This window comes from Mameliella sp. CS4 (assembly GCF_019392335.1).
Taxonomy (GTDB): domain Bacteria; phylum Pseudomonadota; class Alphaproteobacteria; order Rhodobacterales; family Rhodobacteraceae; genus Antarctobacter.
Genome location: NZ_JAHXRQ010000002.1, coordinates 180,616 through 194,922, shown reverse-complemented (window position 1 = coordinate 194,922; position 14,307 = coordinate 180,616). Strand labels below are relative to the sequence as shown.

Sequence of the window (14,307 nt, the reverse complement as noted above, 5' to 3'; positions counted from 1 at the left end):
CACCCCTGCCTTGCGCCCTGTAACCCGCCGCTATAGGAGGGTCAGTCAATGCGAAAACAGTCCCCAAGCCCGATGATCCGCTCCTTGCTCACAGCCCTTGCGGCAGGCTGCCTTCTGGCCGGCCCGGCCATGTCCGAGTCCGACAACGTTTTTCCGCGCGACAGTTTCGGGGACATCGTCCTGCCGCTCCCGCTCTGGCTGCAGAGCGAACAGAACGAGGGCTACAACCCTTACGGAGAACCCAAACTCACGGCGGTCACCCGTTTCGGCAAGACCTCGGCAATCGCACGGGCCGGGCGTCCGGTCGGCCGGCTGGATGTCGCCACCGGCACCGGCGTCATGTCGTGCACCGGTTTTCTGGTCAGCGCGGACCTGCTGCTGACCACCGCGCTCTGCGCCCAGGGCAAGGTGCGCGCGACCAGTGACGGCCCGGATGTCCAAGCCATTCGGTTCACCCTGGGCTATCTGGATAAGTCCGATCCCGAGAGTGCAGAGGTCTTCGATGCCGATACAACCCCGGTCGAAATCGACGAGACCCTGCACTACGCGGTTCTTCGGATCTCGTCGGGCAAACCGGGCGACCTCTATGGCACCCTCGCTCTCGCCCGGCGTGCCCCCCTTGATTTCGAGCCTCTCTGGCTTTTGGGGCACCCTTTCGGCTTTCCCCAGCATGTCGCCCGCGAAGACTGCTGGTCTGCCACCCCTGCCCTGCTGGACGGGAATCTGCGGCACTCCTGCGATAACCTGCCCGGAAACCAAGGCTCGCCGCTTGTCGATACGCAGGAAAACCGGGTGATCGGCATGCATTTCGGCGGATTCAGGACCGGCGTCCAACACGCGATCCCGATGCGCCGCATCCTGGACAGCTCAAGCGTTCTCAAACCCGCGGATCAGGACTGATCCGGCTCAGTCCAGCCGCCGCGCCTCGTCCTGAAGCATGACCGGGATACCGTCACGGATCGGATAGGCCAGCCCGGCCGCCGTGCTGATCAGTTCCTGCCGGTCCACGTCGTAGCGCAGGCCCGTCTGTGTCACCGGGCAGATCAACGCCTCCAGCATCCGCCGGTCGAATTCAACGCTCATTGAATCAGGTCCTCCTCGCCGCCGCGCAGCGAATATTCGATCAGTGTCACCAGCGTCTCGCGCCGTGTGCTCAGCGAGGGCGCCTCCAGCAGCGCCTGCTTGTCCTCGGGGTTGAAGTCCAGCAGCATCGACAGCGAATTCACCAGCAATTCATCATCCGCCTGCTGCAGCGTGTCCCAGTCCGCCGACAGGTCCCTGGCCGCGAAATAACGGTCAAGCAGGTCCAGAAACCGCACCCGTTCGAAACAATCGTCCGTCTCGGCGCCTTGCTGGTCGCGCTCGAACCCGTCCCAGTTGACCTCGCAGCAGCGGTAGGGCGTGAACCCCTCGACCTCGCGCGTGATGCGAAAACGAGAAATGCCGGTCAGCGTGATCATGTAGCGCCCGTCCTCGGTTTCCGAAAACTGCGTCACCCGACCCGCGCAGCCGATCCGGTGCAGGCCCCGTTCCTCGCGGCCCGGCACCTGGTGCGGCTGGATCATCCCGATCAGCCGCGTCTCTGTTTTCAGACAATCATCCAGCATCGCGAGGTACCGCGGCTCGAAGATATGAAGCGGGAGGCGCGCCCGTGGTAACAGAAGCGCCCCCGGCAGGGGGAAAACCGGGATCTTGCCCGGCAGATCTTTGAGCCGTGTCATGCCCGACAAGGTAGACTGCGCCGCCGGTCAGGCAAATATCATCGAGCTCAATTTCCGCCGTCCGTTCAGGGCCACGGGATCATTGGGCTTCAGCGCCTCGAAGATAGTGAATAGCTGCGCCTTGGCGGCGCCGTCGTTCCACTCGCGGTCGCGGCGGAAAATCTCAAGCAGCTGGTCCACTGCACCTTCGGCATCGCCATTGGCATACATCGCCTGCGCCAGGTCGAACCGCGCCTGCTTGTCCTCGGGGTCGGCCTCGACCTTGGCGGTCAGGTCCGCCACGGGACCCGCGTCCGCCGCCTGTTTCGCCAGTTCCAGCGCCGCATGGGCCGCTTCCAGTTCCGGCGCCTTGGAAATCTCCACCGGGGCGCCGTTCAGGATCGCCTCGGCCTGCTCCAGGTCGTCCATCGCGATATGAGCCCGCACCAGACCCGCGTAGGCACCGGCATGGGCCGGGTCCTCTTCCAGGATCGCGGCAAATGTCTGGGCGGCATCCACCGCCGCGCCTTGGTCCAGCATCTCTTCGGCCGCGGCCACGGCATCGTCCAGCCCGCCAGAAGCATCGCCGCCCGCCGCCTGAACGACGCGTTCGACAAAGGCCTGCAGCTCGGATTGCGGCACCGCGCCCTGGAACCCGTCGACCGGCTGGCCCTTGAAAAAGGCATAGACCGTCGGGATCGACTGGATGCGCAATTGCCCGGCAATCTGCTGGGCCTCGTCCACGTTGACCTTGACCATCTTGACGGCGCCCTTGGCCGCCTTGACCGCATCTTCGAGCATCGGGCCAAGCGTCTTGCACGGGCCGCACCAAGGCGCCCAGAAGTCGACGATGACGGGAACCTCGGCAGAACCGTCCACGACTTCCGCCATGAACTCCGCTTCGGAGATGTCTTTGATCAGGTTGTCCGCAGCCGGTTGGCCGCCGCCCAGTTCCAGCATGTCGCCCTCACGCGGTTGAATATGTGATGGACCGTAGATGGCGCAGCAGAGGGTGGCATGCAAGGGGCGGCTTGGCCGTCACGGGCAGGAAACCATTGCCTCGACACAACCAAAAGATGCATACTGCCGCAATAAACACGTTTATGCCGATCTCAATTTTCAAAGGGACTGACAATACCCAATTCGCGTCACGCGCTGCCTTCTCGGCTTTTCTCATCGTTTTCGCGGTCACGTGCCGGGCCGAGTCGCCCTATGCCACAGACACGCCGGTGGTGTGCACCTCGCAATACGCGCTGTGCACATCGGCGCCCTGCGTGCCCGACCCGACCGATCCCTCCGGCGCGGCGATCTGCGACTGCGAAGTGATCGAGGGCGATAATTACGGAACATCCTTGTGTGGCGACCGTGCGCCGCGCACCCATGCCAATGGTGTGAAAATGATGCTTTCGGAATACAGCTTTGCGCAGGCCCCACCACATCCGGTGATTTCCTGTTCGGGCGACAGCCCGTGGACCGACTGCCTTGACCAGCCCTGCACGGTCGATCCCAAGAATCCGCTCAGGGCGATCTGCAAATGCGACATCGTCACGGGCGAAGACTTTGTGACCTACGGTGGGTCCTGCAATACCAATAGCTGCATCCGCAGTTTTTGGTTCGCAGCCACGCCTCAGAACTTTCTCGACGGCAGCGCCGCCTTGATGGACAAGATGGGTCTGCGTGATGCGCCCTATACCTACTGTCCGGGTATGGACATTGACGCCAACGGGGACTGGATCGCCGACGCCGATTGATATCGGCCTTGGGTGCCTGTCACACAGGGCCGGCCCCGCTACAGATCCCTGCCTTGCCGCAGGCTCCTGAGATCTGATCGTCACAGGATCTCAGGCGCAAAACATGGTGGCATCTGGCAGGGCTCAGAGGTCGAAACTCGCAAAGACAGGCGCGTGGTCCGAGGGTTTTTCCCAGCCGCGCGCGTCGCGCAGGATACGGCTGCCATGCGCCGCACTGGCAATGTCAGACGTCGCCCAGACGTGGTCCAGCCGCCGACCCTTGTCGGCGGCATCCCAGTCCTTGGCCCGGTAGGACCACCAGCTGTAAAGCTTGCCCACCGGCAAATCCTTGCGGGTCACGTCCACCCAGCCCCCGGCATCCTGTGCGTCACCCAGCGCCTCGACCTCGACCGGCGTGTGCGAGATGACCTTGAGCATCTTCTTGTGATCCCAGACGTCATCCTCCAGCGGGGCGATGTTCAGATCGCCCACCAGGATCGCCTTTTGCGGGGTCTCGGCAGCGAACCAGTCGCGCATTTCGGCGACGTAATCCAGCTTTTGCCCGAACTTCACGTTCTTTTCGCGGTCCGGCACATCGCCGCCGGCGGGAACGTAGAAGTTGTGAATTATCAGACCGTTGTCCATGCGCGCCGCGACATGCCGCGCGTGTCCCAGGTTGGCGAAATCCTGATCGCCCGCGTCCTCGATCGGCCGTTTCGACAGGATCGCCACCCCGTTATAGCCCTTCTCACCCCGGGCAACCATGTGGGTATAGCCCAGCGCGGCAAAGGTCTCGTACGGGATCTTCTCCACCGGCGACTTGCATTCCTGCAGGCACAGCACGTCCGGCGCCTCCTCGGTCAAGAGCTTCTCGACCAGCCCCGCCCGCAGCCGGACCGAGTTGATGTTCCAGGTGGCAAGCGTAAAGGGCATGAGCGTCTCCGGGTTTCAGGCCCGGCGAGACTGCCAAGCCCGGGCGGCCTGCGCAACCGGGTTTCGTCAGGCCGGGATTTTTGGAATAAGTCGTTTGAGATCAATCAGATGATCTCGTCCTCATCGAACAAGGGCGGCGCTTCGAGATCGGCGTCGAACCGTTCCGCCGCGGCTTCGGCCTTTTCGGGTTCCAGCGGTTCGGCGATGTGGAAGAGCGCATCACCCTCGTTCACCACCGGCAGGTCGGACCGACCGACAAGGATGCCGGTCACATCCGCGATCACCTCGGCCTCGCGCTCTCCGAACGGGTCGGACACGACGCCCAGCACCTGGCCTGCCTCGACGTAGTCGCCCCGCCGTTTCAGCGTGCGCAGCAGCCCCCCGGACGAGGCGCGCACCCAGGACGACCGCTCGCAGATCACCGAGTTGCCCCTTGCGCGCGGCACGCCCCGCCCCGAGATCATGCCCAGTCGTTCCATCACTCGCAGGATGCCCGCCACCCCGGCGCGCGCCGCGTGTTCGTCGAACCGCAGCCCCTCGCCCGCTTCGTACAGCAGCAGGTCGACGCCCGCGTTTTCCGCCACCAGCCGCAGCGATCCTTCGCGGGTCTTCGACATCATCGTCACCGGCGCGGCAAAGGCCGCCCCCAGCGCCCGCAGCCGGGCGTTGCCTGCGGTCAGGCGAATTTGCGGCAGGTTGGTCCGGCCCACGGCAGCCGAATGCAGGTCGATCCCCACATCGCAGCGCGTCACGATCTCGGTCAGGAAGAGATGGGCAAGACGGGCCGCCAGCGATCCCTGGGGAGAGCCCGGAAAGCTGCGGTTCAGGTCGCGCCGGTCAGGCAGATACCTGGACCGGTTGATAAACCCGAAGGTGTTGACGATCGGCACCGCCACCAGCGTCCCGGAAAGCCGCGCAACCGGCGCCGCCCTCAAAAGGCGCCGCACCACCTCGACCCCGATGACCTCATCGCCGTGGATAGCGGCGGACACGAACATGACCGGGCCGGGCCGTTTGCCGTGAATGACATGTGCCGACAGCGTCACCGGCGTATGGTCGGACAAAACGGACACCGGCAGCTCCACCGTCTGCCGCGTGCCGGGCGCGACGCTCTGGTCGCCAAGAATGAACGGGTCCCGCATGGTCAGGCCTCCTGTTCCATCCCGATTAGGCCGAGGCGGCCCGGCGTGCAAGCGCCTGCACCCAACGAAAACGGGCGTCCCGCATGGGACGCCCGCCAGTCTTCCGGTTCCAGGTCCGGATTACACCGGCATCTTGGTGGTGCGCAGATAGGGCAGCACGGCGTTGACTTCGCCGAACTTTTCCTTGGCCTGCTCGTCGTTCAGCGACAGCGCCACGATCACGTCCTGGCCCACGGTCCAGTTGGCCGGGGTTGCGATCGGGGTTTCATAGGTCGCCTGAAGGGCGTCCAGCGCGCGCAGCACTTCGGCAAAGTTGCGGCCCACCGACATCGGATAGGTCATCATCAGCTGCACCTTCTTGTTCGGCGCGACGATGAAGACCGAGCGCACCGAAGCGCTGTCCGCCGCGGTACGACCGTCGGGCAGGTAGGCCTCAGCGGGCAGCATGTCCAGCGCCTTGGAGACGGCCATGTCCTCGTCGGCGATGATCGGGAAGGACGCGGGCGCGCCGGCGGTCTTCTCGATGTCGCCTTTCCACTGCTTGTGCTCTTCGACACCGTCGACGGAAATGCCCATCACCTTGGTGCCGCGCTTTTCCCATTCGGCGGCCAGCTGTGCCACGGCGCCGAATTCGGTGGTGCAGACGGGGGTGAAATCCTTGGGGTGCGAGAAGAGGATCGCCCAGCTGTCGCCGATCCAGTCGTGCAGGGTGACCTCGCCCAGGTCGGTAGTCACGGTGAGGTTGGGGAGTTCGTCGTTGATACGCAGGGCCATGATCAGAAGTCCTTTCCTGTCCGAAATGCTCGGGATTGATTATGCCTGTTTAGATACATTCTAAATAGCGGATGTAAAGCCCTGTCTTGCGCCTCTGCAGAGGGGGTGACAAGGTGCCGCAAAACCGGCGCCCGGCCGCTTCGGACCCTTCCGGAACGGCGGGCGCCGGTGTTTCTACGCAGGAGTAATGAGATGATCGAGAAACGTCAGTTCTACATCAATGGCGCCTGGGTCGAGCCTCTGGCGGGCACCGCTCACGAAGTGATCGACCCATCGACCGAAGAGGCCTGCGCGGTGATTTCCCTGGGCGGTGAGGCGGACACCAATGCCGCCGTCGCGGCCGCCAAGGCCGCCCTGCCCGGCTGGATGGCCACCCCCGTCGAGGACCGGATCGCGGCGCTGGAGCGGGTTTATGCAGCCTACAAGGCACGGGCCGAGGATCTGGGCACCGCGATCAGCATGGAAATGGGTGCCCCCATCGACATGGCCAAGACGCTGCAGGTCGGCGCCGGCATCCGGCACCTCAAGACCTTCATCCAGGCGGCCAGGGACTTTCCCTGGGAACGCCCCCTGGGCGATCACGCCCCGAATGACCGCATCATCCACGAGGCGGTGGGCGTCTGCGCGCTGATCACGCCGTGGAACTGGCCGATGAACCAGATCACGCTCAAGGTGGGCGCGGCCCTGGTGGCGGGCAACACGATGGTTCTGAAACCCTCCGAGGAAAGCCCGCTGGACGCGATGGTCTTTGCCGAGATCATGCAGGCCGCCGACCTGCCGCCGGGCGTGTTCAACCTGGTCAACGGCGATGGTGCGGGGGTGGGCGCGCAACTCTCCAGCCACCCGGACGTGGACATGGTCAGCTTTACCGGCTCGACCCGCGCGGGGCGGCTGATCTCGATCGCCGCCGCCGAGACGCTGAAGCGCGTGCACCTGGAACTGGGCGGCAAAGGGGCGAACCTGATCTTTGCCGATGCGGACGAAAAGGCGGTCAAGCGCGGCGTGCTGCACATGATGAACAACACCGGGCAAAGCTGCAACGCGCCCAGCCGGATGCTGGTCGAGGCCTCGGTCTATGACCGTGTGGTCGAAGAGGCGGCGGCTGTTGCCTCCAAGATCACCGTCGGCCCCGCGTCCGAGGAAGGACGCCACATCGGGCCGGTGGTGAACGCCAGCCAATGGGACAAGATCCAGGGCCTGATCGAGAAAGGCATCGCCGAAGGCGCGCGCGTGGTCGCGGGCGGCCCGGGCCGTCCCGAGGGGTTCAACAAGGGCTTTTACGTCCGCCCCACGGTCTTTGCCGACGTGACCAACGACATGACCATCGCGCAGGAGGAAATCTTTGGCCCGGTGCTGTCGATCCTCAAGTTCGAGGATGAGGAAGAGGCGGTGCAGATCGCCAACGACACGCCCTACGGGCTGACCAACTACGTCCAGAGCCAGGACGGCGCGCGGCGGGCGCGGATGGCCCGCGCGCTGCGGTCGGGCATGGTCGAGATGAACGGCGAAAGCCGGGGCGCGGGCGCGCCCTTCGGCGGCATGAAGATGTCCGGCAATGGCCGCGAGGGCGGCAGCTGGGGCATCCATGACTTCGTCGAGGTCAAGGCCGTGTCCGGCTGGGCGGCCGAGTGACGCCCGCTGTCGCCTGAAGGACTGCGCGCATGTCGATTGGTCGACGACGCGATACCTTCATGCGGGTGACAGCGGCAAAACGCATTCCATTCAGATACGGGCCTCTTCCGAGGCCCGTTTTTCGTTTCGGTCAACCGTTTCAGGAATGCGCCGGAAATGCCATGTCATAGCCTGCGGCGCGCAGGTCAGCACTGCGGGACTGAGCGGCCCTTCGACGATCTTGTCCCGGTGACCGCTCCGGAGTCACAGACCTCCATTGAGTGAGAGGACTCTGAAACACTCGCCGACTTTCATTGCTGGTCGCAAACGAAGCTTTCAGCCTCAGTCATTGCCATAGTCCAGAAGACGCACTTCGCCGGTCTCAACCTGGACGGCATAGATACGATATGCCCCGGCGACCGGATTGGTGTTGTCGCGGCGCGCGACAGCCTCGAGAATGAGCCATCCCTTGCTGAAAACCTGGGGGATCAGCGGAAGCCCGTGTTCGTTGCCGTAGTCGAACAGGTCGGTCAATCCGGGAAAGGCCGTGGTCAGGATGAAGATCGAAGACCGACGTCCGTCCAATCCGAAAACCTTGATCTCGCCCGGTCGGGAAAATGCGCCGGTGGTTATCAGCAAGCGGCTATGCGGATCATAGAGCAACCCCGCAGCGTCATACTCGTCCAAGCTGGTCACGACCGCCCATGCGCTGGTCCGCACATCGACAGAGTATAGGTAGCCTTCGTCGCCATAAGTGACGCAATAGATCATCTGCGTGCCCGGGTCGTACACCGCCGCTGCCGGTAAGAGGACATCCGGGACATCGGGTGTCACCGGAAACCGTCGCGTGTCAGTCGGGCCGGAAAGGGAGATCCCGGTCTCATCGAAAGCCAAGGTGAAGTCTGTGTTGCCCCCCCTGTTCTCGACCCAGTCGCGGATCTTCAGCGGCAGATCGTCGGTTTCCCCCACGCGCTGCGAAAGGTATTCGCGCGCGAGACCGGCGGTGCTGATGTCGACGTGATCCACCCTCACCGGCACCTCGGTTGCCTTGTGTATCCCCTGGAAGCTGCTGAGGCGCTGTGTATCCATACTGTCCGACAAGCTGTCGACCAGCGCTCGGAACTCACGTCCCAATGGGTGAAACACCAGGGGCAACCCAGAAACCTGGACGCCAGCCATCGGAATCCCGTAGAGAGTGACCTTGCTGTCTATTGGGCCAGGGCCACTCCTGATGATTTCGCCGATAATGGTTCCGGCCGTTGCTTCAATCTTCCAGTGCAATTCGCCGTCGTCCAGCAACACAAGGCCGATTTCCTGGCCCGGGCGGTCTACCAATAGCCGGGCCTCGGGCAAGGCATAGTAGTCGTCGGTCTGGTATCCATCGCCGACCGACACGACATGGACCTCGCGTTCGGCCATGACCGGACCGGCAAGCCAAGGCAGAAGGCAGACGAGCAATTTTCTATGCAAATTGAACATCGGCGTCTCAACGAACGAGATTTGACCACCAACCGACCAAGGTCTGCAGTCAACGGGATTTCCGTGCATCCTATCGCGACGGCTCACGCCAGTCGAGACTGGCTGCTCAAGACGTTGCGCTCATCGTCCGCCTGTCCAACGTGAAAAATTGACGTTCGTGCGATACGCGGCTTCGGGCAATTCGGGCTCACCCCACCCCTTCAGAACGGCGCGGGCGCGCGGAATTTCATGCCCTTGCCGCTTTCGGGATGGTTCACGCGCAGTTCCTCGGCGTGCAGCATCATGCGCGGGTATTGGTCTGCCGTCTCCGGTGCATAGAGCGTATCGCCCAGGATCGGATGGCCCAGCGCCAGCGTATGCACACGCAACTGATGGCTGCGCCCGGTGTGCGGAAACAGGCGCACGCGGGTCTCACCCTCCCCGCTCTTCAGCACCTTCCAGCCGGTCAGCGCGGGTTTGCCCGTCTCATGGCAGACCATTTGCCGGGGCCGGTTGGGCCAGTCGACGATCAGCGGCAGATCGACCTCGCCGGTTGCGGGCTCCAGGTGACCATGCAGGCGGGCCAGATAGGTCTTTTTCGTCTTGCGGGTTTCAAACTGGTTGCCCAGGTGACGCTGCGCATGGGGGGTCAGGGCAAAGATCATAACGCCCGATGTATCCCGGTCCAGCCGATGCACCAGCCGAACAGTGGGAAAAGCCCTTTCCAAGCGGCTCAGCAGGCAATCCTGCAGGTCCTCACCCTTGCCGGGGACCGACAACAGCCCAGCGGGCTTGTCGACGACCAGCAGGTCGGCGTCCTCGTAAAGGACCGGGATCTCGCCTTGTGGAGGATCGTAGCTGGACATGGGCCCCCTCTGGCAGAGGATGCGCCGCGGCTCAAGACCTGACCGTCAGAGCGCGAAATCCTCCGCCCCCAGCCCGGTCACGTTGGCCACGCGGATCTCTGCCTCGGGGTCGAGGTCGGTATCGGTGTTGAACTGGACGATGCTGGAGCCGGTCGTGGTTTCGATCACCCGGATCTGGTTGATGCCGGAAAAGGGCGCGGTGCCGATGAAGGAAAAGACGCCCGCGCTCATCGAGACCACGTTTATGATGTCCTCGCCAGGCACGAAGTCGAGGATCTGGTCGCGGGCGGCGCCGATCCCGGCTTGCGCGGGCGTACGAAAGACGAAATTGTCCGCCCCCGGCCCACCGGTCAGGAAATCGCGCCCCAGCCCGCCGGCGAGGTCATCCTCGCCCAGGCGACCGCGCAGCACGTCGTCGTCGTCGCCACCTTCGAGCGTGTCATTTCCAGGACCGCCGTCGATGGTGTCGTTGCCTAGCCCGCCGTCGAGCAGGTCGGCCCCGTCCATGCCCACAAGGATGTCGGCACCGTAGTCGCCCCTGACCGTGTCGTTCCCGCCATGAGCGTTCAGCGTGTCGTTGTTGGTGCCGCCGTCGAGCAGGTCATTGCCTTCACCCCCAAAGAGCGTGTCGAAGCCGGGGCCGCCCAGCAAGGTATCCTCGCCGTCGCGGCCCACCAGCAAGTCCTGGTCCGCCTCGCCCTCCAGAAGGTCGCCGTTGCTGCCGCCGGCCAGCGTATCGTTGCCGTCGCCGCCGCGGATGCCTTCGGTCACGAAACCGCCGGCCAGGCCTTCGTAGCGGTCGGCGCCGCCGCCGAGATCGACCGAGCCGAAGATCTCGCCGGAGTTCACCGCCCGGTCGGGGCTTGGGTAGCCGTCGATTTGCACGCCGGCAGGTCCGAGGTTCGTCATGATGCCGTGATTGACGAGCGTCCCGCCGTACGTGTCGCTGTCGTACCGGCCCACGTAGACGTAATTCGCCTCGAGCAGGCCAGTGTTCAGGACGTAGTTCCCTTGCAGGATGTGAACGTTCATCTGGCCGTGGTTGGTGTAGGACGCGTTGAGATCGATGTAGGACCAACTGGTGTAGCCCCAGGCCTTGAACGTGCCGTAATTGATGAAGGCCAGGCCGAAGGTGCCGGAGGTGGGGCCGAAATCGATCAGGTCCCATGTCGTGTCGATCGCGCCGTAATTGACGATGGTCTGGGCGCTGCTGGTCGACCCGGGCGCCGTCACGTAGAAGGCGCTCCCGTCGGTCGCGGTGATCGTGCCGTGATTGACGATCCGGGATTGTTCCGTACCGAGGTTGATGGGCGACGGGCCGGTGATATGGCCGTAGTTGAAGATGCGGCCTTCGACGGCCCCCGTCGACAGGACCACTGCCGTTCCCGACGCCGAGATGCGGACGCCGTCTTCGACGACCAGCTGATCGCCGTTCGCCACGAAAACCGCGGTGCTGGTGTCGGTGGATTGATAGACGATGGCCATTTGCCCGGACCTCCTCTGCCTATGCGCCGTCACCAAACTAACACAGGGAGAACAGTGGCGGTTTGACCACGATCAATCCGTCAGGCGCGGACCCGTTCGGATTTCGGATCGTAGAGCGGTTTGAGCGAGGCCCGCGCAGGCACCCGCGTGCCGGCGACGTCGATTTCATAGGTCGAGGACAAGAGCTGATCGGTTGTTTCGCCCTTGCAAGGGACATAGCCCAGCCCCACCGCCCCGCCCAGCGTGTGGCCATAGGCGCCAGAGCTCAGGTGGCCGACGATCTGACCGTCCCGAAGGACAGGCTCATTATGGTAAAGCAGCGGTTCGGGATCGTTCAGCAGAAACTGGACCAGTCGCTTGTCCAGCCCGGCATCGCGCTTTGCCATTACCGCGTCGCGACCGATGAACTCGGGCTTGGCGGTCTTGACCGCAAATCCCAGACCGGCCTCCAGGACGTGATCCTCGCAGGTGATGTCATGGCCGAAGTGGCGAAACCCCTTTTCGGCGCGGCATGTGTCCATGACGTGCATCCCCGCAAGTTGCAGCCCGAAATCCTGCCCCGCCTGCCAGAGCGTGTCGAACACATGGGTGGCCATATCGGCGCGGACATAGACCTCCCACCCCAGTTCGCCGACGTAAGAGACACGGTGAACCCGCGCCTCGCCCATGCCGATCTCGATCCGTTGGGCGGTGCCGAAAGGGTTGGCCGCGTTCGAGAAATCATCGGGCGAGACGGCCTGCATCACATCCCGGGCCTTCGGCCCCATGACGGCCAGCACGCCCTCTGCCGAGGTCACGTCGGTTATCACCACGTTTCGCTCTCCGACATGGCGGCGCAGCCATGTCTCGTCGGCCCGGCGCGTGGCAGCAGGGGTAACAACCAGGTAAGCGGTTTCGGACAGACGGGTGACGGTGACATCCGCCTCGATCCCGCCGCGACCGTTAAGGAACTGTGAATAAACGACCTTACCCACGGGTACGGTCATATCGGCGCCGCAGACAAAATTGAGAAAGCCCTCTGCGTCGCGCCCTTCGACCCGCAGCTTGCCGAAAGAGGACATGTCGTACATCGCGACATTCTCGCGGATGGCGCGGTGTTCGGCGGCGGCATTGTCGAACCAGTTCTGGCGTCGCCAGCTGTAGGTATAGCTGTGCTCCTGTCCGGGCCGCGCGTACCAGTTGGCCCGCTCCCAGCCTGCCAGCTCGCCAAAGACGGCGCCACGTTCCGCCAGCCGGTCATGGAACGGCGAGCGGCGAAGACCGCGCGCGGTTTCCTTTTGCCGATAGGGAAAGTGATCGGCGTAGAGCAGACCCAGCGTTTCCGACACGCGGGCGGCAAGGTAGCTGCGGTTGGTCTGGAACCCCTGCGCGCGGGCGATATCCACATCGCCGAGGTCAAACGGCTTTTCACCGTCATGCATCCACTGCGCCAGCGCCATGCCCGCGCCGCCCGCCGACTGGATTCCGATGGAATTGAAGCCCGCAGCGACCCAGACATTCGCGCGCCCGGGACAGAGCCCCATGTAATAGGCATTGTCGGGGGTAAAGGATTCAGGGCCGTTGAAGAAGGTATGGATGCCTGCGCTGCCCAGAATGGGCATCCGGTTGACCGCCTTTTCAAGGATCGGTTCGAAATGGTCGAAATCCTCGGGCAACTGGTCGAATTCGAAATCCCCCGGGATGCCCTGCAGCGCCCAGGGTTTGGCGCCGGGTTCAAAGGCGCCCAACATCAGCTTGCCCGCGTCCTCCTTGTAATAGGCGCATTCGTCGGGAACGCGCAGGACGGGAAGCTGGGTCAGGCCCGCGATGGGTTCGGAAACGATATAGAAATGCTCGCAGGCCTGCAGGGGCACATCGGTGCCCAGCATCGCGCCCACCTCGCGCCCCCACATGCCGGCGCAGTTGACCACATGATCCGCCTCGATACTGCCCGAAGTGCCATCCTCTGCCTGCCAGTGAACCTGCGTGATGCGGTCCCGGTCGGCGGTCACGCCGGTGGCCTTGGTACGCTCGGCGATCAAGGCGCCGCGCTGGCGGGCGCCCTTGGCAAGCGCCAGAGCGATATTGCCCGGATCGCCCTGCCCGTCCTTGGGCAGATAGACCCCGCCCAGCACGTCATCGGTATTGAGATGAGGATACTTGCCGGCGATCTCAGCCGTATCGACCTCGTCGATCTCGACCCCGAAGGCGCGGGCCATCGCGGCGGAGCGGCGCAATTCCTCGTGCCGTTCCGTGGTCAGGGCGGCGGTGATGGACCCAACCCGACGGAAGCCTGTGGCGATGCCGGTTTCCTCTTCGAGCCTGCCGTAGAGTTCCTGGCTGTATTTCGCCAACCGGGTCATGTTGGCACTGGCGCGCAGCTGGGCGATGAGGCCGGCGGCGTGCCATGTGGTGCCGGAGGTCAGCTGCTTGCGTTCCAGAAGGACCACGTCGGTCCAGCCCAGTTTGGTCAGGTGATAAGCGAGCGAACAGCCGATGACACCGCCGCCGATGATGACGGCGCGGGCCTTGGTGGGAAGGGGCATGTCAGGACCTCATCAGAGTTTCGGACGCTTGCGCGTCCGACCGGCGCGCCCTTCGGGCGCGATTTGGGGTATTTTTGCCAAGA

13 protein-coding genes are annotated in these 14,307 nt (G+C 64.0%); 3 read left to right on the top strand and 10 right to left on the bottom strand.

The annotated features are described in order from the left end of the window. The first annotated feature begins 48 nt into the window (after positions 1–48). Positions 49–900, top strand: coding sequence for a trypsin-like serine peptidase (locus KZZ07_RS04235; protein WP_219512458.1), 852 nt, complete (start codon positions 49–51; stop codon positions 898–900). A gap of 6 nt (positions 901–906) precedes the next feature. Here KZZ07_RS04235 and KZZ07_RS04230 read toward each other — a convergent pair whose 3' ends face one another. From KZZ07_RS04230 to trxA, 3 genes are read right to left on the bottom strand one after another with little or no spacing between them, the layout of a single operon-like run. Continuing rightward, positions 907–1,083 carry a Trm112 family protein gene (locus KZZ07_RS04230; protein WP_074621138.1) on the bottom strand — a complete coding sequence of 59 codons (177 nt, stop codon included), beginning with the start codon at positions 1,081–1,083 and terminating at the stop codon, positions 907–909. Further along, complete coding sequence (locus KZZ07_RS04225) at positions 1,080–1,721, bottom strand: LON peptidase substrate-binding domain-containing protein (RefSeq protein ID WP_219512456.1); 642 nt, start codon at positions 1,719–1,721, stop codon at positions 1,080–1,082. Before KZZ07_RS04225 ends, KZZ07_RS04230 begins: the two co-directional genes overlap by 4 nt. 27 nt (positions 1,722–1,748) lie before the next feature. Further along, positions 1,749–2,660, bottom strand: a complete 912-nt coding sequence (gene trxA, locus KZZ07_RS04220; RefSeq protein WP_219512455.1) for a thioredoxin — start codon at positions 2,658–2,660, stop codon at positions 1,749–1,751. A 71-nt stretch (positions 2,661–2,731) separates the two neighbouring features. On the opposite strand from trxA, the gene KZZ07_RS04215 reads away from it, so the two are divergent. After that, complete coding sequence (locus KZZ07_RS04215; RefSeq protein ID WP_219512454.1) at positions 2,732–3,451, top strand: hypothetical protein; 720 nt, start codon at positions 2,732–2,734, stop codon at positions 3,449–3,451. A 123-nt stretch (positions 3,452–3,574) separates the two neighbouring features. Here KZZ07_RS04215 and KZZ07_RS04210 read toward each other — a convergent pair whose 3' ends face one another. The 3 genes from KZZ07_RS04210 to KZZ07_RS04200 all read right to left on the bottom strand — a co-directional run bounded on the left by KZZ07_RS04210 (position 3,575) and on the right by KZZ07_RS04200 (position 6,279). After that, positions 3,575–4,363, bottom strand: coding sequence for an exodeoxyribonuclease III (locus KZZ07_RS04210; protein ID WP_219512453.1), 789 nt, complete (start codon positions 4,361–4,363; stop codon positions 3,575–3,577). Positions 4,364–4,467: 104 nt separating this feature from the next. After that, positions 4,468–5,511, bottom strand: coding sequence for a succinylglutamate desuccinylase/aspartoacylase family protein (locus tag KZZ07_RS04205; RefSeq protein ID WP_370631075.1), 1,044 nt, complete (start codon positions 5,509–5,511; stop codon positions 4,468–4,470). A gap of 114 nt (positions 5,512–5,625) precedes the next feature. After that, positions 5,626–6,279, bottom strand: a complete 654-nt coding sequence (locus KZZ07_RS04200; protein ID WP_219512451.1) for a peroxiredoxin — start codon at positions 6,277–6,279, stop codon at positions 5,626–5,628. A 192-nt stretch (positions 6,280–6,471) separates the two neighbouring features. Between KZZ07_RS04200 and KZZ07_RS04195 the strand changes: the two genes are divergently transcribed. Further along, positions 6,472–7,911 (top strand): aldehyde dehydrogenase family protein, encoded by a 1,440-nt coding sequence (locus KZZ07_RS04195; RefSeq protein WP_219512450.1) that lies wholly within the window; start codon positions 6,472–6,474, stop codon positions 7,909–7,911. Positions 7,912–8,232: 321 nt separating this feature from the next. Here the strand turns inward: KZZ07_RS04195 and KZZ07_RS04190 are convergent, their stop codons facing one another. From KZZ07_RS04190 to KZZ07_RS04175, 4 genes are all read right to left on the bottom strand, one after another. Further along, entirely contained in the window at positions 8,233–9,369 is a 1,137-nt protein-coding gene (locus tag KZZ07_RS04190) for a hypothetical protein (RefSeq protein ID WP_255564153.1), read from the bottom strand. A 200-nt stretch (positions 9,370–9,569) separates the two neighbouring features. Beyond that, positions 9,570–10,214 carry an RluA family pseudouridine synthase gene (locus KZZ07_RS04185; protein WP_219512448.1) on the bottom strand — a complete coding sequence of 215 codons (645 nt, stop codon included), beginning with the start codon at positions 10,212–10,214 and terminating at the stop codon, positions 9,570–9,572. 45 nt (positions 10,215–10,259) lie between these two features. After that, entirely contained in the window at positions 10,260–11,699 is a 1,440-nt protein-coding gene (locus KZZ07_RS04180) for a calcium-binding protein (RefSeq protein ID WP_219512447.1), read from the bottom strand. Positions 11,700–11,779: 80 nt separating this feature from the next. Continuing rightward, on the bottom strand, positions 11,780–14,224 hold the full coding sequence (locus KZZ07_RS04175; RefSeq protein WP_219512446.1) for a GcvT family protein: 2,445 nt from the start codon (positions 14,222–14,224) through the stop codon (positions 11,780–11,782). Positions 14,225–14,307: the final 83 nt, after the last annotated feature.

Coding starts and splice junctions, on each gene's coding strand:
- KZZ07_RS04180 (WP_219512447.1), bottom strand. CDS start 11,699: ATGGCCATCGTCTATCAATCCACCGACACCAGCACCGCGGTTTTCGTG.
- KZZ07_RS04235 (WP_219512458.1), top strand. CDS start 49: ATGCGAAAACAGTCCCCAAGCCCGATGATCCGCTCCTTGCTCACAGCC.
- KZZ07_RS04195 (WP_219512450.1), top strand. CDS start 6,472: ATGATCGAGAAACGTCAGTTCTACATCAATGGCGCCTGGGTCGAGCCT.
- KZZ07_RS04185 (WP_219512448.1), bottom strand. CDS start 10,214: ATGTCCAGCTACGATCCTCCACAAGGCGAGATCCCGGTCCTTTACGAG.
- KZZ07_RS04190 (WP_255564153.1), bottom strand. CDS start 9,369: ATGTTCAATTTGCATAGAAAATTGCTCGTCTGCCTTCTGCCTTGGCTT.
- KZZ07_RS04175 (WP_219512446.1), bottom strand. CDS start 14,224: ATGCCCCTTCCCACCAAGGCCCGCGCCGTCATCATCGGCGGCGGTGTC.
- KZZ07_RS04230 (WP_074621138.1), bottom strand. CDS start 1,083: ATGAGCGTTGAATTCGACCGGCGGATGCTGGAGGCGTTGATCTGCCCG.
- trxA (WP_219512455.1), bottom strand. CDS start 2,660: ATGCTGGAACTGGGCGGCGGCCAACCGGCTGCGGACAACCTGATCAAA.
- KZZ07_RS04225 (WP_219512456.1), bottom strand. CDS start 1,721: ATGACACGGCTCAAAGATCTGCCGGGCAAGATCCCGGTTTTCCCCCTG.
- KZZ07_RS04200 (WP_219512451.1), bottom strand. CDS start 6,279: ATGGCCCTGCGTATCAACGACGAACTCCCCAACCTCACCGTGACTACC.
- KZZ07_RS04210 (WP_219512453.1), bottom strand. CDS start 4,363: ATGCCCTTTACGCTTGCCACCTGGAACATCAACTCGGTCCGGCTGCGG.